23 protein-coding genes are annotated in these 21,079 nt (G+C 40.2%); 12 read left to right on the top strand and 11 right to left on the bottom strand.

Annotated features, from left to right (window positions below; all coding sequences use genetic code 11):
• The first annotated feature begins 66 nt into the window (after positions 1-66).
• The 7 genes from aroE to pssA all read left to right on the top strand — a co-directional run bounded on the left by aroE (position 67) and on the right by pssA (position 6,667).
• A complete protein-coding gene (gene aroE, locus L6773_RS14400; protein WP_237855141.1) occupies positions 67-939 on the top strand; it encodes a shikimate dehydrogenase in 873 nt (290 codons plus the stop codon).
• Positions 936-1,673, top strand: coding sequence for a peptidoglycan editing factor PgeF (gene pgeF, locus L6773_RS14405; protein WP_237855142.1), 738 nt, complete (start codon positions 936-938; stop codon positions 1,671-1,673). The genes aroE and pgeF overlap by 4 nt, the downstream gene beginning before the upstream one ends.
• A gap of 72 nt (positions 1,674-1,745) precedes the next feature.
• Positions 1,746-2,597: a histone deacetylase family protein gene (locus tag L6773_RS14410; protein ID WP_237855143.1), complete on the top strand. Its 852-nt coding sequence runs from the start codon at positions 1,746-1,748 to the stop codon at positions 2,595-2,597.
• A gap of 43 nt (positions 2,598-2,640) precedes the next feature.
• A complete protein-coding gene (locus L6773_RS14415) occupies positions 2,641-3,795 on the top strand; it encodes a 1-deoxy-D-xylulose-5-phosphate reductoisomerase (RefSeq protein ID WP_237855144.1) in 1,155 nt (384 codons plus the stop codon).
• 1 nt (position 3,796) lies between these two features.
• Complete coding sequence (rseP, locus tag L6773_RS14420; RefSeq protein WP_237855145.1) at positions 3,797-5,146, top strand: RIP metalloprotease RseP; 1,350 nt, start codon at positions 3,797-3,799, stop codon at positions 5,144-5,146.
• 3 nt (positions 5,147-5,149) lie between these two features.
• Entirely contained in the window at positions 5,150-5,797 is a 648-nt protein-coding gene (locus L6773_RS14425; RefSeq protein WP_237855146.1) for a phosphatidylserine decarboxylase family protein, read from the top strand.
• A gap of 57 nt (positions 5,798-5,854) precedes the next feature.
• The gene (pssA, locus tag L6773_RS14430; protein ID WP_237855147.1) at positions 5,855-6,667 is read left to right on the top strand and encodes a CDP-diacylglycerol--serine O-phosphatidyltransferase; all 813 of its coding nucleotides are present in this window, start codon (positions 5,855-5,857) and stop codon (positions 6,665-6,667) included.
• On the opposite strand, the gene L6773_RS14435 is transcribed toward pssA, so the two are convergent.
• Complete coding sequence (locus tag L6773_RS14435) at positions 6,664-7,158, bottom strand: hypothetical protein (protein WP_237855148.1); 495 nt, start codon at positions 7,156-7,158, stop codon at positions 6,664-6,666. The genes pssA and L6773_RS14435 overlap by 4 nt on opposite strands.
• Positions 7,155-8,228, bottom strand: coding sequence for an alanine racemase (locus L6773_RS14440; protein ID WP_237855149.1), 1,074 nt, complete (start codon positions 8,226-8,228; stop codon positions 7,155-7,157). Before L6773_RS14440 ends, L6773_RS14435 begins: the two co-directional genes overlap by 4 nt.
• 93 nt (positions 8,229-8,321) lie before the next feature.
• Here L6773_RS14440 and L6773_RS14445 point away from each other — a divergent pair, with 93 nt between their 5' ends.
• From L6773_RS14445 to L6773_RS14460, 4 genes are read left to right on the top strand one after another with little or no spacing between them, the layout of a single operon-like run.
• Positions 8,322-8,753 carry an ATP-dependent zinc protease family protein gene (locus L6773_RS14445; protein WP_237855150.1) on the top strand — a complete coding sequence of 144 codons (432 nt, stop codon included), beginning with the start codon at positions 8,322-8,324 and terminating at the stop codon, positions 8,751-8,753.
• A gap of 9 nt (positions 8,754-8,762) precedes the next feature.
• The gene (gene rimK / locus L6773_RS14450; RefSeq protein WP_237855151.1) at positions 8,763-9,698 is read left to right on the top strand and encodes a 30S ribosomal protein S6--L-glutamate ligase; all 936 of its coding nucleotides are present in this window, start codon (positions 8,763-8,765) and stop codon (positions 9,696-9,698) included.
• Positions 9,646-10,641 (top strand): succinylglutamate desuccinylase/aspartoacylase family protein, encoded by a 996-nt coding sequence (locus L6773_RS14455; RefSeq protein ID WP_237855152.1) that lies wholly within the window; start codon positions 9,646-9,648, stop codon positions 10,639-10,641. The genes rimK and L6773_RS14455 overlap by 53 nt, the downstream gene beginning before the upstream one ends.
• Positions 10,642-10,657: 16 nt before the next feature.
• Positions 10,658-10,996, top strand: a complete 339-nt coding sequence (locus tag L6773_RS14460; RefSeq protein ID WP_237855153.1) for a DUF952 domain-containing protein — start codon at positions 10,658-10,660, stop codon at positions 10,994-10,996.
• Positions 10,997-11,120: 124 nt separating this feature from the next.
• On the opposite strand, the gene L6773_RS14465 is transcribed toward L6773_RS14460, so the two are convergent.
• From L6773_RS14465 to der, 5 genes are all read right to left on the bottom strand, one after another.
• Positions 11,121-11,579: a redoxin domain-containing protein gene (locus tag L6773_RS14465; RefSeq protein ID WP_237855154.1), complete on the bottom strand. Its 459-nt coding sequence runs from the start codon at positions 11,577-11,579 to the stop codon at positions 11,121-11,123.
• 11 nt (positions 11,580-11,590) lie between these two features.
• Positions 11,591-12,184 carry a hypothetical protein gene (locus L6773_RS14470; RefSeq protein ID WP_237855155.1) on the bottom strand — a complete coding sequence of 198 codons (594 nt, stop codon included), beginning with the start codon at positions 12,182-12,184 and terminating at the stop codon, positions 11,591-11,593.
• Positions 12,185-12,193: 9 nt separating this feature from the next.
• Positions 12,194-12,748, bottom strand: a complete 555-nt coding sequence (locus tag L6773_RS14475; RefSeq protein ID WP_237855156.1) for a hypothetical protein — start codon at positions 12,746-12,748, stop codon at positions 12,194-12,196.
• Between the two features lie 17 nt (positions 12,749-12,765).
• On the bottom strand, positions 12,766-13,458 hold the full coding sequence (locus L6773_RS14480; RefSeq protein WP_237855157.1) for a NuoI/complex I 23 kDa subunit family protein: 693 nt from the start codon (positions 13,456-13,458) through the stop codon (positions 12,766-12,768).
• A 95-nt stretch (positions 13,459-13,553) separates the two neighbouring features.
• Entirely contained in the window at positions 13,554-14,861 is a 1,308-nt protein-coding gene (gene der / locus L6773_RS14485) for a ribosome biogenesis GTPase Der (RefSeq protein ID WP_304622112.1), read from the bottom strand.
• A 127-nt stretch (positions 14,862-14,988) separates the two neighbouring features.
• Between der and L6773_RS14490 the strand changes: the two genes are divergently transcribed.
• Complete coding sequence (locus L6773_RS14490) at positions 14,989-15,222, top strand: hypothetical protein (RefSeq protein WP_237855158.1); 234 nt, start codon at positions 14,989-14,991, stop codon at positions 15,220-15,222.
• 77 nt (positions 15,223-15,299) lie between these two features.
• On the opposite strand, the gene L6773_RS14495 is transcribed toward L6773_RS14490, so the two are convergent.
• The 4 genes from L6773_RS14495 to L6773_RS14510 form a co-directional block, all read right to left on the bottom strand.
• The gene (locus tag L6773_RS14495; protein ID WP_237855159.1) at positions 15,300-16,427 is read right to left on the bottom strand and encodes a Gfo/Idh/MocA family protein; all 1,128 of its coding nucleotides are present in this window, start codon (positions 16,425-16,427) and stop codon (positions 15,300-15,302) included.
• Positions 16,428-16,501: 74 nt separating this feature from the next.
• Positions 16,502-17,350: a sugar phosphate isomerase/epimerase family protein gene (locus L6773_RS14500; protein WP_237855160.1), complete on the bottom strand. Its 849-nt coding sequence runs from the start codon at positions 17,348-17,350 to the stop codon at positions 16,502-16,504.
• 21 nt (positions 17,351-17,371) lie between these two features.
• Entirely contained in the window at positions 17,372-17,878 is a 507-nt protein-coding gene (locus L6773_RS14505; protein WP_237855161.1) for a plastocyanin/azurin family copper-binding protein, read from the bottom strand.
• Positions 17,879-17,923: 45 nt separating this feature from the next.
• Positions 17,924-20,854 (bottom strand): PVC-type heme-binding CxxCH protein, encoded by a 2,931-nt coding sequence (locus tag L6773_RS14510; RefSeq protein ID WP_237855162.1) that lies wholly within the window; start codon positions 20,852-20,854, stop codon positions 17,924-17,926.
• Positions 20,855-21,079: the final 225 nt, after the last annotated feature.

Below are 21,079 nucleotides of genomic sequence, written 5' to 3' on the forward strand. Positions count from 1 at the left end.
AAATTTATTGGATGCGACCCGGCCAAACCGGGTCGCATTTTTTTTGTCTCATAATTAGGAAATCAAATGGTACTCTCTTTTAGAGACTTTAAAAATTCTGCAATCACAGAAAAGCGAATTTATGCAGTGGTTGGGCACCCAATTAGCCACTCTCTTTCACCCATCATGCATCAAACCGCTTTGGATTACTACGAAATTGACGCAGAGTATGTAGCTATAGACCTACCTCTAAATCAATTACGAGAATTTATTCCCTGGTGCAATCACGACAATTTCCTTGGGTGTAATATCACTATACCCCACAAAGAAGCTTTCAATGAAATTGTAGATGAAATTGATCCATTTGCCAGGGATGTAGGCGTAATCAATACACTGGTAAAAAGAGACTATAAGCTTATTGGCTATAATACTGATGTCTATGGATTCCTGAAGCCATTGGAACCCTACATTGACGATATTGAACACTCAAGAGCTATTATTTTTGGGACGGGTGGTGCAAGTAAAGCTGTTAAAATTGCCTTAGAATCAGAAGACTTTGAAGAATTAATATTTGTTTCCCGCCGGCCAAATCAAAGAAAAATTGAGAGTGATATCTCAGAAATCAGAGTTCTCGATTACAATCAATGGCAATCTTTTGCAGAGGAGGCTGACCTATTTATCAATACAACCCCGGTCGGTATGTATCCTAATTCTGAGAAAACATTTCTAAGAGAAGGAGAAGTAGAATTGTTTGAAGGCAAAATCTGCTATGACTTGATTTACAATCCATTGGAAACAATTTTTCTGAAGCAAGCATCTGAATTTGGGGCCGTTACGATTAACGGGTTGGATATGCTAATTCATCAGGGAAGTAAATCTTTTGAACTTTGGACCGGGCATACATTCCCTGTTGAAAAAATTCGAAATAAGTTGATGAATCATTTACAATCGGATCAATGAAACTTATAAGGCCTTCAATTTTTTCCGAAATTCCCAATGTTATTGCTGCATTCACAGAATCCAATCGAGAGCTCCAGCCCGATGGCTACTCTGAAAAGGGAATTAATTTTGCTTTAAATGGTTCTCCACACAGGCCTTCCATTGAAAAAAATTACAAAGAGCTTTTGGATGAATTAGATTTAAAAACTGACTCGATAGCACTGGCTAAACAGGTTCATGGATCAAACATCCAATTGGTAGAAAAATCCGGAATTTACCCTGAAACTGATGGATTAATTACAAAGATAAAAGGATTCTCTTTAGGAATTCAGGTAGCAGATTGTGCGGCTGTTTTAATAGCGGATGATAAAAACGATGTTGTAGGCGCTTTTCATGCCGGATGGCGGGGGGCGGTTGCCAATATTATTCCAAAAGGGCTGAAAAAAATGCAATCTGTCGGCGGAGATATTAATAATTTCAAAGCCTACATCAGCCCTTGTATTTCACAATCGATGTTCGAAGTGGGAGAAGAAGTAGCCATTAAATTCCCGGAAAAGTTTGTAGATCGGCTTACTTATTCAAAACCTCATGTTGATTTAAAGGGATTTCTGAGAGATCAAATGGAAAAAGTTGGGATGAAAAAATCATTTATAGAAGTCTCATCAGAATGTACCATGCAGGATTTGCGATTTTTTTCATATCGAAGAGAACGTGAAAAAGCGGGAAGAATGTTAGCCTTGATAAGTTTGAAATAAAAAAAGAGTTCATTGCGAGTTAGTTATTCACCGCGATATGTAGCGCCTCTGCCTGAAGGGCATATTTTCCCAATGAGAAAGTTTTCGGGTTTGCATCAGTACCTTATCCAGAAAGGCATTATTGATGAAAAAGATGTAGTTGAGCCTACGATGGCAGATTTTACAGAGCTCAACCTTGCTCATACAAGCAGATATAGTCACGGCATGTGGAGTGGTGATCTCAGCCGGAAAGAGATTCGAAAACTGGGACTTCCATGGTCTAAAGGATTAGCAATTCGATCCAGGCTGGCAGTTCGGGGTACAATGAATGCTGCGATTATGGCTTTACAGGATGGAATTGCTGGAAATCTTGCAGGGGGAACACATCATTCCATGCCGGATGGCGGAGAAGGATTTTGTGTATTCAATGATGTTGCTGTTGCAATAAAAGTTCTTCAACAAACAAAATGGGCCAGCAAAGTTCTTGTAATTGATTGTGATGTTCACCAGGGGAATGGTACTGCGGAGATATTTAAAAATGATCCTGATGTTTACACATTTTCTATTCACGGTGAAAAAAATTATCCGTTTGTGAAACCACCATCCACTTACGATATTGGCTTGCCTGATGCGACGGGTGATAAAGAATATCAGCAGGTACTGACAGACGCCTTGGACAAAATCTTCAATGATTTTACCCCCGATTTGGTTTTTTACCTTGCCGGAATCGATCCTCTTGAAACCGATCATTTCGGGCGATTGGCATTGACGCTAAACGGTTTGCGCGAACGAGAACGCATTGTCATCGAGACTGTCACTCAAAAAGAGTTGCCACTTGTACTTCTACTGTCAGGAGGATATGCTCCATCAATTACACAAACCGTTGAAGCTCATGCAATTATGTATGAACAGGCAGTAGAGATTTCAAAACACTACTTTCACTGAACATTTCCTATTTTTACTCATTAACGAAAAATTATTGAATAGTTTGTCTGACAAAAAGATAGCCATATTCGGGTCAACCGGTTCCATTGGAACACAGGCTCTTGAAATACTTCAAAACAGGAAAAATCTTTTCGATGTTGATGTTTTAACAGCTAATAATAACTATGAAGATCTTGCTGAACAGGTAAATACTTTTCACCCTTCATGTGTAGTTCTCGCCAATCAAGAACATAAAAAGGAGTTTCAAGAACTACTAAACTACACACCGGAGTACCTTGCATTTGGGCAATCAGCCCTGGAAGAGGTCGCTGAGAATCATGACTACGATTTATTGTTAAACAGCCTAGTTGGATTTGCAGGGTTTATGTCAACTTACACAGCTCTAAAGAGGAGAAAAAAAGTAGCGTTGGCAAACAAAGAATCACTCGTTGTGGGTGGGGAGATTATCACAAACTTACCTGCTTTTAAAGAGGGGTATCTTGTTCCAATCGATTCGGAACATTCCGCTATGATGCAGTGCATCGAGGGAGAGAGTATGGAATCGATACAGAAAATTATTATTACGGCAAGCGGAGGTCCATTCCGGGATTATTCTGCTGAACAGATGAAATCGATCACTGTTGAAGATGCACTCAATCATCCCAATTGGGATATGGGAGCAAAAATAACTGTTGATTCATCTACAATGATGAACAAAGGGCTGGAAATTATTGAAGCTCACTGGCTTTTTAACATACCCGTTGAAAAAATTGAACCCGTTGTTCACCCACAGAGTATCATTCACTCTATTGTTGAATTTGTTGACGGGTCATCTAAAGCACAATTGGGGCCACCGGATATGAAAGTACCTATTATCTATGCACTTACTTACCCGGAAAGGGAACCTTATCCCAACAAAACCTTGGATTATTCTGAAAGAATGGAATTAGAAATCAGGCCTGTTAACTTTGAACTTTTTCCATGTTTACGATTGGCTATGAATGCGGCAAAGGAGGGAGGGGCTGCCCCGGCTGTTCTGAACGCTGCGAATGAGATTGCCATTGAACGATTTTTAAGCAAAGAAATTCATTATATTGACATCCCGAAAATAATTGAGTCATCATTGCAAAACATTTCTACAGATAAGGAATTGACCCCGGATACGTTAATGAGTATTGATGAAGAAACGCGTAATTATGCAAACACGTTATTAAAATAGTATGGATTGGATTGTAAACATATCATCTACAATTCTCATTTTTATTGCTGCAATTTTTATACTTGTCACATTCCATGAATTGGGACATTTCCTTGCAGCCAAATTCTTTAAGATGAGAGTCAATAAGTTTTCTATAGGTTTCCCCCCTAAGATATTCGGCTTCAAGAAAGGCGAAACTGAATATGTTTTAGGTGCTACACCGTTAGGCGGTTACGTACAGATTGCCGGAATGATCGATGAAAGTATGGATGATTCATTCATAGATAAAGAAGTAAAACCCGATGAGTTTAGAAGCCGGCCGGTTTGGCAGAGAATAATTGTAATTCTTGCAGGCGTAATTTTTAATATGATTCTCGCAATTCTGATCTACACGGGCATGACCTGGAATTACGGTGAGACGATGATTCCAACATCCTCAATTGATGGCGTTTATGTAGAGGAAAGTTCACTTGCCCACGACATGGGCTTTCGGACAGGCGATCAGCTGGTTGGCATAAATGGGGAAAGAGTTCAGTATTTCAATGATATTTTCAATCCCTCGAAGTTAACAGATCGGGATTTGAGCTTTATGGTGAATCGCAGCGGAGAGACTATTACCCTCTCGGCACCTCCTGATTTCCTGGATAGAATTAACCGGGAGGGAGGACGATTTATTGATGAAACTCATAGCCTTCCAAGCTCAATCTCAGAGATACAAGAGGGGAGTCCTGCAGACAGTGCAGGAATTCAAGCAGGTGATAAAATTGTAGGTGTTAACGGCGAATCTGTGAACTACTGGGTACAATTGGTAGATCATATACAAAATTCCGAGGGCAGCCTGCAGCTTGATATCAACCGTAACGGAGAAATTATTCAAAAATCAGTTACACCTGATCCTGAAACCAACACCATTGGTATTCATTCTCCAAATCCTGCTGAGTTTTTTAATTATGAAACCAAGAGGTACAACCTGGCTCAATCTTTTGCTATCGGTTTTTCGAATACAAATGATACATTCTTTGGAATTATCCAGGGATTGGGTAGAATGTTTTCAGGCGATATATCAGTAAGAGAAAATTTAGGCGGACCTGTTGCTATCGCGAGCATAACACGCGAGGCTACTGATGCCGCCGGTTGGCGCGGATTTTGGAATATCACAGCTTTTCTAAGCGTGACTCTTGCCATTATGAATATGTTGCCAATTCCTGCGCTAGACGGAGGACATTTCATGTTCCTTGCATATGAAGGAATTACCCGAAGGGAACCTTCACCAAAAGTTCGAATGGGTTTACAGCAACTTGGTTTTATTCTACTTATTGGACTTTTTATCCTGATTACCTTCAATGATATACTTCGTACATTCGGGGGTTAGTGAATGATAGCCAGGGAAGGGTACAGTACGATTCTCGTTGTCTTCTTATTTAGTATTCTTGTTGCATTTGGTGCTTCATTTGGGCCAAACTGGCTCGGAACCATCATCTACCCACTTTTGATTATTCTGTGTGGATTAATTCTCTACTTTTTCAGAGATCCCAAAAGAACTTCTCCCACAGATAATAGATTAATACTCTCGCCGGCAGATGGCCGCGTTGTCCTCATCCAACAGGTTAATGAAGATGAGTATATCGGTGGACCCGCGACTCAAATCAGTATTTTTTTATCTCCGCTTGATGTGCACGTTAACAGGGTTCCGGTAACCGGTAAACTTGAGTTTTTGAAGTATTACCCTGGAAAATACCTTATGGCCTGGGAAGATCATGCATCCGATATGAATGAACGCGCCCATTTTGGAGTAAAGCATAAAAGTGGAATGAAAATTCTTTTTAAGCAGATTACCGGTTTTATGGCCCGTAGAATTGTTTATCATTTGGAAGAAGGCGAAAGCATCCAGGCAGGCAAGCGTTTTGGTATTATGAAATTTGGCTCGAGAATGGATGTATTACTGCCTGAAAACGTTAATATCAGGGTTCAAAAAGGGGACAGGACCGTTGCCGGAGAATCAATTATTGCTGAAATAAGTTAAGTTTAATCAACTATTTATAAATTCAAGCTAATTTTGTTAGTTACCGAGCAATCATAGATGAAATATCCAATCCAAAAAAAGAGATTTAGAAAAAGACTCAGAAAAAAGAAGCTGAAACCAATCCCAAAGATTATTGTACCCAGCTTCTTTACCTTGATGAATCTCTTTTGCGGGTTCCTTTCTATAATCATGGTTCATGAAGGGAATTTCGTAAATGGAGCTTGGCTTATTGTGCTTGCCGGTATGTTCGATGCTATGGATGGATTTATGGCCAGGCTCACCAATTCAACCAGTGAGTTTGGAATGGAGTTAGACTCCGTAAGTGATGTTGTATCCTTTGCTGTTGCTCCCGGTTTTTTCCTGTACAATTTTGCATTTCATGAATTAGGAATCATCGGGATATTACTGAGTGCACTTGCGCCCCTATTTGGCGCAATACGTCTTGCAAGATTTAATGTAGAATCAAAGGTTAAGGAGATCAATTACTTCAGGGGTTTACCAACCCCGGCATTCGCAGTAATGATTTCTGCTTTCTATCTAACCTTTCGAAATCGTCTTGATTGGTTTTCAGGATTTGAAAACGGTGTAATTTCAATTCTGATTCCGGTCGTTATTCTTCTCTCTTTCTTGATGGTAAGTACAATTCCTTTTGATAAAATTCCCAAGTTCGACAGGGAATCAATCAAAAAATATAAAAATCGTCTTATTCTTCTTGGGGTTTACTTTATTATCATTGTGCTATTACAAGATATCGGGCTCATGATTGTATTTACATTTTTTATCCTGAAAGGATTAGCTCTTGGTGCTTATATCTTTTGGAAACAGGCATTTACAGACGATCCTGATCCGCTTGAAGATAACACGATCTAATAGGTAGATGCCTTTTTTAAAAAATTGTAGAGATTTGATGCATTCTCTTTGCTCAGTGGTATGACCCGACTTTCAATTTCGTTGAAATAATACCATGCATTTTCATTTTCTCTCCTGAATCTTACACATTTATCACTTTTCACAAATTGATTGTAAAGACTTCTATCCGGCATTTGATCTACTTTCAATTTATAGAAGTCTGATGCAGGGTGTTTTGCCTGGAAAATTATTTCATCGCGAACTTTGTAAACCGATTCTATATATCCTTCATCATACCAAACAGTGATTTCAACCTGACCGTCCTTCACTTTAAAGTAACTAAGCAAGGCAATAGCAAAGAACGAGAACGATGCAAGACGCACATATCCTATCCAAAGCACGTTATCCATCAATTGATATGCCAGAAACAGAACGACAGCCAAAATTAAACTTACTACCGAAATTATCGGCCAATATTTTGAGTATTTCTCCTTAATTACCAATTTATTCATGATAATATTCGCTTTTCAATACTTTTGCCATCTTTAGTAGAATATTGATCATACAGATTTGCTGTTAAACAGGAATGAATAGGGCAGACCCATACATATGAGTCATCGTCCGGGATTCCCCGGATTGTCCCATGTTCTTGCGATATGGCTGAAATAGATAGGTCTGTCTCGGAAATATCATTATTAGCAGAATAGTGAACAATCTGTCCAAAATTATTCTGATCATTGTCTTGAAGAAACTCTTTCGAGAGATGAACGGCACCTCCGTGAACAATGGTTCGTCCTGGTGTAGGAATTTTTTGTGCAATGGGCAACACGGCATATAAGGCCACGTCATCAAGGGAACAACTCCCAATTTGTACTTGCATAAAATCATAAAATACAAAATTTCCGGGGGTCATCTCATCCAACTCATCGAGTCGATTGGATGTACTGGCTGATGGAGTATCTCCCATGGATATATTGGCCATAGGAAATGAATTTTTCAGCTCAACCAGGATGTCAATCGTTGGGTTGATTTTTTGCTGAATTTGTTCAACAGATCGTGCGGAATAGGTCCGTCCATCATGAATATAAAATCCGTGAAATCTACTTTTTGACTGATTTAATGATGTGTCAATTAATTGAGAAATTAACTCTGTATTCTCATACGAAACTCCGCTTCGGCCGGCTCCGGGATCAATCTCAATAAAAAATTTAAATGGATTTGATAGTTGTTGGTTCAATAGTTTCAGATCTTCAACTGAATTGACGAATAATCGAAGTGAAGCTGCCTTCTCAATCTCTTTGAGGCCTTTTAATTGTTGCGGAAAGAATGGAAACGCAATGGTAATATCATTCCAACCACCTTCAATAAAATATTTCGCCATTGAAACGGAAGAAACAGTGATACCCGTAACTCCCGCATCTCGAAACCAGCGGCCAATTGTGTTGGATTGATGTGTTTTGAAATGAGGCCGAAATATACAACCAGCTTTTAGTGCACGCTCAGCCATGCGATTGATATTTCGCTTACATCGCTGTGTATCCAGGACCAGAATAGGTTCTTGTTGTGTATTGCTAAAACTCATAGGTTCTTCATGTGTTGATATTAGAGCACTAAAAATAGAAAATGCACGCGAACGATAAAGGTCTTATTTTGGGGTTGAAATTAAAGAAAAATATTGCAGGCAAAAGAAAAGAAAATTATCGGCCGGATTGAGAAGATCGACCTGCCAAATCTCTCTCTCTATAAACTTGATGCAAAGATTGATACGGGCGCATACACATCCAGTCTTCATTGCCATGATATTGAACAGTTTGTAAAAGAAGGAAAGAACTGGGTGAAATTTTATGTCTTAGATCCGGATCATCCCGAATACGAAGAGACTCAATTTAAGTGTGCAATTCATAAAGTGAAAAAGGTCAAAAGCTCTAATGGACAGATTGAAGAGCGAGTTATTATCAAACAACAAAGTCAGTTTGATAAGGATAACAGAACCATTGAACTGTCTCTTACCGACAGATCAGTAATGAAATACCCGGTATTAATCGGCAGAAAGTTTTTAAAAGGTCAATTTATCGTAGACGTTTCGAAAAAATATTTATTAAAGTAGTATAAGTACATGACAGACAATCAATTAACGATTATAATTCTATCAAGAAATAAGAATTTGTACTCTACAAAGCGACTTGTTGAAAGCATTGAAAAAAGAGGGCACAGGTCCGTCGTTTTAGATCACTTGAAATGTGACATTGTAATTGAGCAGGATAAACCGGTTATCTATTATGATGGAGAAAAAATTAAAAATGTTGCAGCTGTTATCCCCAGAATTGGTGCATCTGTAACGTTCTATGGTGCATCTGTTGTTCGACAGTTTGAAATGATGAACGTACCTTCGGCCGTGGAATCGCAGGCATTGGTTCGTTCAAGGGATAAATTGAGAAGCCTTCAAATTCTTGCACGTTCGGGTGTGGGGATGCCAAAAACAGTGTTCACAAATTATAGTAAAGAAGTTGCAAAAATCATCGATAGTGTTGGCGGCGCTCCTTTAATTGTGAAGCTTCTTGAAGGCACACAAGGCTACGGAGTAGTTTTGGCACCAACCAAGAAGGCGGCGGAATCGATCATCGAAGCTTTTCATAGCATGAAAGCCCGTGTTATTGTCCAGGAATTCATTTCTGAGGCAAAAGGGGCAGATATTCGTGCATTTGTTATTGGAAATAAAGTTGTCGGGGCAATGAAGCGGCAAGGTAAGGAGGGAGAGTTTCGTTCAAACCTGCACCAGGGCGGTAGCGGAAAGTTAATAAAATTGAGTAAAAAGGAGCGAGAAGTTGCATTAACGGCCGCTAAAGCTATGAATTTATCCATTGCAGGGGTAGACCTTCTTCAATCCGACCGAGGCCCTCTCGTTTTAGAGGTAAACTCCTCGCCGGGCCTTGAGGGAATTGAAAAGACCACCGGTAAAGATATTGCTGATGAAATCGTTCAATTCGTTGAAAAACTGATTGAACGCTCCAAAAGGAACTCCGGACGACGAAGAATTAAAAGCGATGCCTAAATATTTAGAAATTAACGGTGAAAAAATTTCTCCGGGTGAAGACAAACAACTGAATCTTCGCATCGCAAGGCTACCAACCTATACAAATATAGATCTGCCCGTAAGAGTTATCCGTTCTGAAAATCCGGGACCTGTAGTACTGCTTACCGGAGGTTTGCACGGTGATGAGATCAACGGAATTGAGATCGTTCGTCGTCTGATGTCAAATAAGATTTTAAAGCTTCAAAAGGGCTCGGTTGTTGCGATTCCTTTGATGAATATTTACGGTTTTATACAAAATGTTCGCGGTGTTCCGGACGGGAAAGACATCAACCGAAGTTTTCCGGGCAGTAAAAGCGGGTCTTTAGCGAAATTGGTGGCTCATACTATTATGAATAAAATTATTCCCCTTATAGATCTGGGAATTGATTTTCATACGGGTGGCAGCAGCCGTGCGAATTTACCCCAAATACGGTGTGTTCTGAATATTGAACAAAATATTGAGTTGGCTAAGGCATTTGCCCCGCCGGTCATCATTCATTCCGGTTTAATCAACAAATCATTCAGAAAAGCAGTAAATAGGAAGGGGAAACAGATTTTGGTGTTTGAAACCGGAGAATCGCTGAGATTTGATTCTAACGGCATAGAAGAGGGAATTAATGGTACACTAAGGCTATTAAAGCACCTTGAGATGGTTAAAGAAGCTCCAAAACCTCATTTATCTGAAATTTATGAGAAATCAAATTGGGTACGAGCCTCATTTGCAGGGCTGTTTCATCCCAAAATAGCGCTCGGAAATCTAATTGAAAAAGGAATGACGCTAGGAATGATCACTGATCCATTTGGAAATGAAAAGAAACTACTGAAAAGTAAATTTGAAGGTCGCGTAATTGGTATCAACAATTGCCCGGTGGTTCACAAGGGTGATGCAATTCTTCATATCGCAACACAAAAAGTTAATTAGATCTAACAATATAAAGATGAGTTCAAATTTAATATTTCATGCTGTATCAAAGCGAAATTGGAATGAATTTAATAAGGGTGGATTCTATAATCCTGAAGGAAGTAAATATGATGATGGAATTGTTTGCGTAAATGCGAATCAACTTAAAGATTACATCAATCAGAACTTCAAGGGAAGAAGACAAGTTCTTGTTTTAGTAATTGATAAACTACGATTGATCCCCAAAACTGTTTATGAAAAAGAGAAACAGATATATCTTATTAAGGATAGAATTAATATGGATGCAATACTTGACAAGATCTATGTAAAGCCAAATGAGGAAGGAGTTTTCGATATTGAGATCACGGAAGACTAAAAGTCTTTATATGCATTGTTATTCAGGGATACATATAATTGTCGTATAATATATATTATGTAAAGTAGAGTATTTAAATATTCTTATGATATCTACAACAACTTTTCTTATCCCCCTCTCTTTGTCACTTCTCCAATACTTTCTGAATAGCTTTAAAATCAGGCAGTGATCCTGAATCTTCTAACACTTCGGCATATTCTACGACATTATCCTTGTTTATTACAAAGGCAGATCGTTTAGCCACTCCCTTCATTCCATAATAGTCTTCATACAACACACCAAACTGCCTGGAGACTTCTTTGTTGAAATCACTTACAAATGGAAACGGAAAGTTATTTGCTCTTTTAAATTCTCTTAATGTAAAAAAACTATCAACACTAATTCCTAAGATATTAGCATTCATTGAGTTATAAAGTTTTTTATTGTCCCTGAAATGGCACATCTCATCCGTACAGACACTACTGAATGCCAATGGGAAAAACAGAATTAAAGCTTTTCCATTCTCAAGTAGTTCTGATAGGCTTAGAGATTGACCTTGGGTATCATGTAGTGCAAAGTCTTTAACAGTGTCCCCTACTTTCATTAACTCGTTATTTAAATGTTTTCGTTTATTCTAAGTAGATCTGAAAATGAATATATACATGCAATCATTCCACCGCTGTTTGTAAGCCCCCAGGCCCAGTCGAATACAATAAAATAATCTTGCAATATCCAATAGAAGCAGAAGCCCCAAACCAATAGTATAACACCGACAATTGTGATTAACTTATTTTTTAATTCTGAACTATAACCTATTGATAATAAGATATATACAAGAATAGCCACTCCCTGCAGAGTCATGAATATAATTTCACGAATAACTTGTGTATCTAAAACAATTAATTGAGTAAATGGGATCAACATCGGTATGAAAACCATATAGTAAGGATACCTGAATATCACAGGTTTACGCTGCCGTATAAATATCAGGAATATTATTAGCAGTAAAGAGACAGAAGTTGACTGTAGAAAGATGTTAACAAATTCCCCGTATGGCAGGTTAACTGTTCCGGCAAGATCCCCTATCAACCAGGATAACAAGGCTCCAATAGATATATATTTTACATCAGTAAACTCTGGAGGAAATTTTTTCAGAACAATAAATGCAGCAACAATAATTGTGATGATAGAGAATAGCTGAGTCCACAAAATGATTCCCTATGAAGATTTTCGTTGAGAGGATTTTTTGTTGATTTCCCGCTGATGCTCTCTCTCATTTTGATAAATCAATACAAGATCAGCGATCTCTTTTAAAACTTTTCGTTCATCTCGAACCATTTTATTCGCCAGATCAAAGAGTATAAGATCTTCACCACTTTCACCCCGAATCTCTCTTTCCCAATCAATGAGCGAGATACTTTTAAAAACATTAATTATGGCCGCCCGATGCTTAATGATCTTGCTGAGAGTCTTCTGAATATTAATCTCTTCTTCATCTGTAACCTCTTCAAATGATTCTTTGAAATGCTCAAAATCAGATAGTTTAATAAGCCTGTTTTCTGAAACTACACGTTCGGTAATTGGCCTGTAATAATTTTTTTGTGCATGGTCGATAAGCTTTAGCATGTTGTAAATCGACATACCATCGGGAGGAGTTTCTGTATACGGAACAGAATCGATTACATATTTGAGAGCCTCTGCTTCATCGAGAAGGTATTCGGTATCGCTGATTAACTCACTAAGTTTTTCTTGAGTAATTTCCTGGTTAGTCATTTGAGATTTGATCTATCTTAAACAGACCAGTTAGACGATGCTTCGGAAGCATCGTTTTTCTTTTGTTGCTCAAGAAGATCCACTAATGAGAGCCCTGTATTCCAATCTTGATCTCTGTCTCTAACGGAGTGAATATTATTCTCTTCCTGGAAGTCCCAAAATTGACCAAATTGGTTGTTTTTATATTCTTTTAGAAAATCGAGTCGTTCTTTTAGGTCTTCTTTGGGAACCATCAGTCGATCTTTATCATAAACCGCATCTTCTCTTGATTCAAATACAATATCATAATCTTTACTCATCACAATCGCTTCCTCAGGACATACCTCTTCACAATACCCGCAATAGATACACCGAAGCATATTAATCTCAAATTTCTCCGGGTAACGTTCCTTGGGATCATCTGAGTCTTCATTCGCTTGCATACTTATTGCCAATGGCGGGCAAGCTCTCGCGCAGAGTCCGCAGGAAACACATCTCTCCTGCCCGTTATCTTCCACAAGAACAGGCCGGCCCCTGAAAATTGATGGTGGTTCCCACTTTTCATCAGGATAGTTGAGTGTAAATGTGGGAGCAAACATCTGTTTAAAGCTATACCATAGTCCTTTAAAAATTTCCGGGAGATATATCTTCTCAAGAAAAGAAAGCTTACGCTCCCGCTGGTAATCTTCACTTATAGCATTAGCAACTGGTTGATCAAGATTCTCTGGCATGCTGTACCTTTATTAATAGTGTACTTGTGATTATCAGTTTGATAAAATAACCCTTTGGATGATTCTGTTCAAAGATTAATGTGTAAATTTGAATACTATTTTTGGCGGAAAACCATAGTGATTGGGACACCTTTAAAACTGTAGTATTCACGTATCTTATTTTCCAAGAAACGTCTGTAATTGGGAGGAAGTTCCTGAGGATTATTCATAAAGAATTTAAAAACGGGTGGATTCGATTTGACCTGAACGGCATACTGAATTTTAAGCTGTCGTCCCCGTTTCACCGGTAATGGACGCTCTTTAAGAATTTTGCTAATAGTGTCGTTGAGCTCCGGTGTCGGGATTTTCTTTTTACGCTCCTGGATAACCTTTTTTGAGTAGTCGAGCACTTTTTCAATTCGCAGACCGGTTAGGGCCGATATTGAAATAATAGGTATATAATCCATTGTGCGAACTTTACCGTGAATATACTCCTCAAACTCCTTCAAAAGGTTTGAATTTTTCTCAGGCACATTATCCCATTTATTCAATACAATGATGATGCCTTTATTGAAATTTTCAGCTTCTCTGAGGATTCGCTTGTCTTGTTCGTCAAAACCCTGCATGGCGTCCAGCATTACCACAACAACGTCGGCTTCTTTTATAGAGCGATCTGTTCGAACCGTGCTATAAAACTCAATATTTTCTTTTACTTTTGCCTTCTTGCGTAAGCCGGCAGTGTCTACAATGATGTATGTTTCACCATTATATTCAAGTTTACTGTTGATTGCATCGCGGGTTGTGCCGGGTATATCGGTTACAATACAGCGATCACTCTTCAGAAGAGCGTTCATCAAACTGCTTTTCCCAACATTGGGGCGTCCGACAAAAGCAATTTTCGGTAATTTGTCCTCCTCTTCCCCATTGTCATCGGGAAGAAGCTCCACAACTTTATCAAGCAGATCACCTGTTCCTGTTCCGCTGATCGAAGACACTGGATAGATCTCATCGAATCCAAGTCCATAAAATTCAACGGCTTCCATTCTCTTCTGTTCGTTGTCACACTTATTCACCACCAATAACACGGGTTTATCCTGTTTTCGTAAAACTTCGGAAACCGCCTGATCCAGCGGGTGAATTCCCATCTCCGTATCTACGATAAACAAGATCACATCCGACTCCTCAATCGCCATATGAACCTGCTCACGAATTCCGGAAGTGATCGCATCTGATTCATCCGGCAGATAACCACCGGTATCAATTACTGAAAAATTCTTTCCATTCCAGAAACTTTCTCCATAATGGCGATCTCTTGTCACGCCATACTCATCGTGCACGATGGCTTTTCTCCGGCCGATTAAGCGATTGAATAGCGTTGATTTTCCAACGTTGGGACGGCCTACTATGGAAACCGTTGATGACATAAGGTTTTTTTGAAAGATTAACTCTTTGCTTGAACTGCCATATCTAAATAGAATATGAACCAGTTTTGCGTTAAGTTTGAAAGGTAATTGATTACTATTGAAGTTAAGAATTTTTTAGACAAAGCATATGCTCGAAACTGTACATAATATTTTTGGATTTGCCGGGACTCTCCTATTCTCTTTCCTGGTATTTATGTTCTTTGTTTTCTGGATGGCCGGTGTTGCCGGAATCGTTCAAGGTGACAGAAAACCATCCAGACAATTCCTCTTTTATTCTTTAGCTATATTTGTACCCGTATATCCCGTCATCTGGCTCATTGCTGATATGATTCGGCAGAAAAGACAGCTTCGCAAATTATAGAATTGGATTTTGCGAGTGGTCAGTTAATGGTTACACAATAAACAACAGACAACTAACCACTTACAAAGTACAGATTTTTATCCCAACGTAAACTCCGGTAATTTTTTTATTTCTCCGCCATTCATCGAAGATTCGTGCGCCAGAAGGCCAACACACGTCCAGTTCGCAGACTGAACGGCATTTGGATAAGGCTCTCGGTCTTCAACAATCGAAGAGACAAACTCATGCGCAAGGTGTGGATGCGAACCGCCATGTCCCCCTCCCTGGATAAATGACAAATGTGCTGAGTCTTCAGCATCATAAACTCCGGCTTGGGTGAATGGAGCAATTTCATCCGGTAAAAGGTGTCCATAATCAGGAACTTCCACCCGTTCCGGAATTTCGGGTTCAGGTTTCTTTGCAGTGTGAATTACAGGCTTCTCACCTTCTATGAGCGGCCATTCGTAGGATTTTTTCGATCCATAAGCATCAAAACTTTCCCGATACTGGCGAGCCGTATCAAATAGACTTCTGTAGATGTGTGCGGATACATTCGATCCCTTTAATTTGATTTGCGCAGATTGAACGGCAAACGGGCAGCCGGATTTTTCAGCCAGATCATCACTGATGGCTCCCGAGCCAAAACATGAAACATATTCAGCGGGCTTATTCATCAACCCAAGCACCGGACTTACCACGTGTGTTGCGTAGTGCATTGGCTTCATTCGCTCCCAATATTCCGGCCATCCTTCCATATCTTGCGGGTGACTGGCCTGAAGATACTGGATCTCCCCCAATTCACCTTTCTCATATAGCTCCTTCACAAATAGAAATTCACGGCTGTAGACTACTGTCTCTGCCATGGTGTACTTTAAACCGGTTTCTTTGACTGTTTTAACAATCTCCTCGCATTCCTCAATCGTTGTAGCCATTGGTACAGTACAGGATACATGCTTCCCGGCTCGGAGGGCCATCAAAGAGTGTTTGGCATGCAATTGAATGGGTGTGTTAATATGTACTGCATCAATTTCAGGATCTTCCAGCATCTCCTCATACGACGAATATCGTGTTTCAACACCAAACTGGTCCCCTATTTCATGTAAACTATCTTCAGATCTCTGACAAATCGCGTACATATTTGCGTTTGGATGCCTTTGATAAATGGGTATAAATTCAGCTCCAAAACCTAATCCTACAATTGCAATATTTACTTTTTTTTCAGCCATAGTCAGATAGTTTAATTTATAAGTTAAAATTTATTAAGTTACTGAACATCAATGTTTTGATATATTTATCAATATTATTTCAAGAGTTTTTTAAGAAACGGTAATCCATCTCTTGCAAGTTGATCCGGGCTCTCTGCAAGCGGTCGCCATATTGCTGCAGCCTTTGCCAGAAGTTCATTATCCTGCGTGAATGTTTCAATAATAATGTGCCGGTCATATCCGATCTCTTTCAGAGCCTTTGCAATTCCTTCCCAATCAAACTGACCCGTACCGGGAGTCCCGCGATCATTTTCTGCAACCTGGAAATGGTAGAGATTGTCGCCGGCAGATCGGATCGCATCACCTAAATTCTTTTCTTCAATACCGGCATGAAAAAGATCAATCATCACTTTACAGTTTGGATGGTTCACCCGATCAACAACATCACAAACCTGGCTGGTCAGATTCAAAAAGCTTGTTTCAAATCGGTTAAGCGCTTCAAGACAGATAATTATATCTTTTGATGCAGCATAATCAGCCACTTCCCGTAGTTGTGAAACCAATAATTGAGTTTCTTTTTCTCTTTGTATGTCGTCCGATTCCCAAAGTCGACCTACTTCCGATGCCAGCGGCCCCACAAAAAGCTCCGATCCCAATTTTTCAGCGGCATCCAGCGATTCCTTCATATACTTCATTCCGTCATCACGGACTGATTTTTCAGGATGTATCAGATCGCGTCCTCCTCCCATCGCTGCACAGGTAGTGAGCGAAAGTCCGCTGTCTTCAACTGCTTTTCGTGCTCTATAACAATCCAGTTCAGTTGGGTCTTCAAGTGGAATCTCAACCGTATCAAACCCTAATTCTGCAATTTTTGGGGCATAATCTTCAATCACTTCGTTTGTTACAGGGGCTGTCCAAAGCCAAAGGCTGACACCAAATTTCATAGTACTTAACTGTTTTTAAATTTATTCGGAAATTAAATCACCCTGCATCATCGTAAAATGACCGGCGTATGTACAGATGTATGGATACGTACCCGGAGGTGGCACTGTAAATGTTAAGAACACCGTTTCTCCGGGTTTTGCTAGTTCCGTATATGCTATTATTCTTTGCTGATTCGCCTCATCCTGTGGGATGTACCCCGTTTGCGAGGCCTGTAATGCCGCAATGCCCACCGGGTTGATATCCGAACGCTGTTTTACAACTACTACGTTATGCGGTAGATCTCCCCTGTTTACATATTGAATGGTTAGGGTGGATCCGGCTTCTGCTCGAATTTCTGTTACATCAAAACTAAGGTTTGCTCCTTCAGAGCCCACAATAACCGTATCGCCTTCAGCCTGTGTGAATGATTTTTCAAGTGATTTAGACTTCAAATCAAAACCATTTGCATCCGGCACCATGATCAGAATTGCAGCGAAAGCAAAGTAGAGTGTTGATACCCGTTGTATGATTTTACTTCTGATATTCATTTACATTTGTTAGATCAACTATTACTTATTCTTAGCAATAATGACTTACTGAGTTCCAAAAAGACCGGGATAATCCCAGGTCTCTGCCAAAGATGTAAGGTGCTCTTGTGCTTCATCCGGCAGAACTCCGCTTAAACCACTCAATCGATTTATCACATCTTCGCTCAATTCAGGAGCAGATTCGTCCGGCCACTCAGTAGCCAATCCTCGAATAAATGCTGTCGCAATCATCGGATCTGCCGGTTCAATAATCATCGTAAGATAATCAGAAACTGAGCTATGCGGCGACTCTCCCAATGCGTAATGTCCGGCTACATGTTCTATCACAAAGCCTACATTTGCTTTGTATGTACTGTCAGCATTTTCAGGAAGTTGTTTTTGCAACACACGATTTAAAAAGCTGTTTTCATTCTTAGCGCCCGCTGCCATAGAAGCATGCCGAATCCCCTGGTCATTGGCATTTTCCTCGGTCACAATCAACTCAGCAACGGTTTGGCCCACTTTTTCTGATGCCGGCATTTCAGCCACTGCCAAAAGAGCTGCGAGTCGAACTTGAGAATCAGATGCATCCATTTGAGTTGCCGGAATCATATACCCCATAGAACCGGGTGCCGTTGGATCTGGTAAAAAATCGGCAGCCAAAACGGCTTCAAGTGTTTGTTGATTTCTCGGAATTGTCATCAATGCAGCTCGCCGAACCGACGATGCCGGATGATGTAAAGCTCCAATGAGAGCATTGTATACCTCACGATTTGAATCATCCAGTTCTCCCAGTCCTTCCAACGTCCAAATGGCGTGAAGCGCTCCGGGGTTTAATCCCAACTCATCCAGATGTTCATTTTCAATGAGTTCAATTAACTGAGGAACTACATCCGTTTCCCCTCTTTCAACAAGCAACCTTTGGGCTGTAAGTCTCCAAAACAGGTTATCATCGCTTAGAGTCTGTACGAGCTCCTCGGGAGACGCATCGCCGAGATTTACATCCTGGGAATGATCTGCTTCCTTATTTACTACCCGATAGATTCTTGCATGCTGGCGATCCCTTAAATCGTTGACGTATGCATTACCCTCTCCTGTTTCCTTGCCCGCGGGAGTTGGATTGTGCTGAATAACGATATTGTACCAATCCAGAACCCACAAAGCTCCGTCGGGACCTACACGGGTTTGGATTGGGGAAAACCATTCATCCTGGCTGACAAGAAAACTGCCAATATTTTCTGCTTTGTAACTGCTTCCATCTTTACTCATTATAAATTCTCCGGTCAAATGCCCGGTTGGATCGGAAACAAACGCATGCCGATTCCAATACTCCTTTGGGAAGTCGCGTGCAGTGTACATTTGGAATCCGGAAGCAGATGTATATCGCCCATGCTGATCCACCTGGCGAACTTCATCGAGCAATGGATATATTCGGTTTGAATTGGCGATCATCTGGATTCTGGGAGCCTGGCCGAATCCGCGAACGCTGTTATAGAATCGATTCGGAATAGCACTGTGTAACGGAAGGTCCCGATTCGCAGTTGACCCAAAAACAATACCTTCTTCATTGAATCCTATTCCCCACGTGTTATTTGTGGTGCCTGATATATACTCAAGACTGGAACCGTCCGGTTGGAATCGATAAAAGCCACTGCTGAATTGGTGTTGCTCTTCTCCAACAGTTCCATCAAACGCGGAGTAACCGACTGTTCCCCATATCTGGTTGTCAAAACCATATCGAAGGTTGCTTGGCCCGGCGTGTGTATCGAACGTGCCCCAACCGGTGAAGAGCACTTCTCTTTCATCGGCTACATCATCTCCATCCGTATCTTTGAAATAGATAAAATCCGGGGCTTGTGAAACTATCACTCCATCTCTGTAGAGTACAAGACTTGTGGGAATGTTCAGGCCATCAGCAAAAACAGTCACTTTGTCTGCCCTGCCATCATTATTAGTGTCTTCGAGAATCTTTATACGATCGTTGCCTTCACGGTTTTCTGTAAATTTATTAGGGTAATCAACCGTTTCAGTCACCCAAAGCCGACCTTTTTCATCCCAAGTGAGGTCGATCGGGTTGATCACCTGGTCTTCTGAAGCAAAGAGTTTCAATTCAAAGTCAGGATCGACCATAATGTGATCTCTCGATTCTTCAGGATCCAACGGGTTCTGAATTTTCGTGATTGGTTCACCAACAGTGCCCCAAGGTTCGCCGGGTGGATAATATGGAAGCTCCCCTTCACCAAATGTAAATGTTGGATGATCGAATATTGTATCCATGGCCCAGTCGCCAACCGTCCACCGCAGGCCCTCTTCAATTAATTGTTTGAATGCAATTTTACTCCATGTTCGCTCGTCATGCCCCCAGGCCGTATAAAAAACCCGCCCGTTTCCCTGGTTTCGAATCCATGTCCACGGTTCCTCGTGCTCACCTTCAACCCTCACAGAAAGTACCTGTTTGTCGGGATTGTGCTTCATGTGAACATAGGTTTCATCCCAGCTGACTAATTCGGGCAATCCAGATACTATGGGATGACCTGTTGCCACATGTTCTACAGAAACTGTATCTGTACCATGAGCTTTAAATGCACCGCCAATTAAATTGATGTATGCATCCGACTCCGGAAACATGGCCGATGCCGAATGGATAGCTACCAAACCTCCACCCTCATTTACATATTGATAGAGGGCTGATTCTTGAGCCCCGGTTAATCCTGTTCGATTTCCGTAAAAGATAACTGAATCAAACTGGTTCAGATTTTCGACACTCAAATCTTCCTGCCTCTCGGTATAGTGAACATAGATTCCCCGAGATGCCAAAAATGGAATAATTTGTTGAGCTCTCTCCATCGGTTGATGATGTCCATCATCTCCTAAAAACAAAATATGCAGTTGATTGCCGGAGTCTTGTGCAACTGAAGTGGAGCCAAATACTGAAAATATTAGTGATAAAAATAGAAAGAGGAAGGCACGTTGAAATAGTTGAAGTTTTAGTATCATAGCGGATTTTGGGATTTAGGAGATGCATCTCAGGCATAATGCGATTGAGATACAATAATACTTCAATTTGTGATATGGAACTCTTTTATATCACAAATTGACGGATGGTATTCATCGAAAATCAGACTTCATATTCACTCAAAATTGCACTTTATAATTGTTTAAAGCCAAAACAATGTAATTAGTAATTTGTACGTGTTCAAATTACACTTATAAAAATTTTTA

It is taken from the genome of Rhodohalobacter sulfatireducens (genome assembly GCF_022012475.1).
GTDB lineage: Bacteria > Bacteroidota > Rhodothermia > Balneolales > Balneolaceae > Rhodohalobacter > Rhodohalobacter sulfatireducens.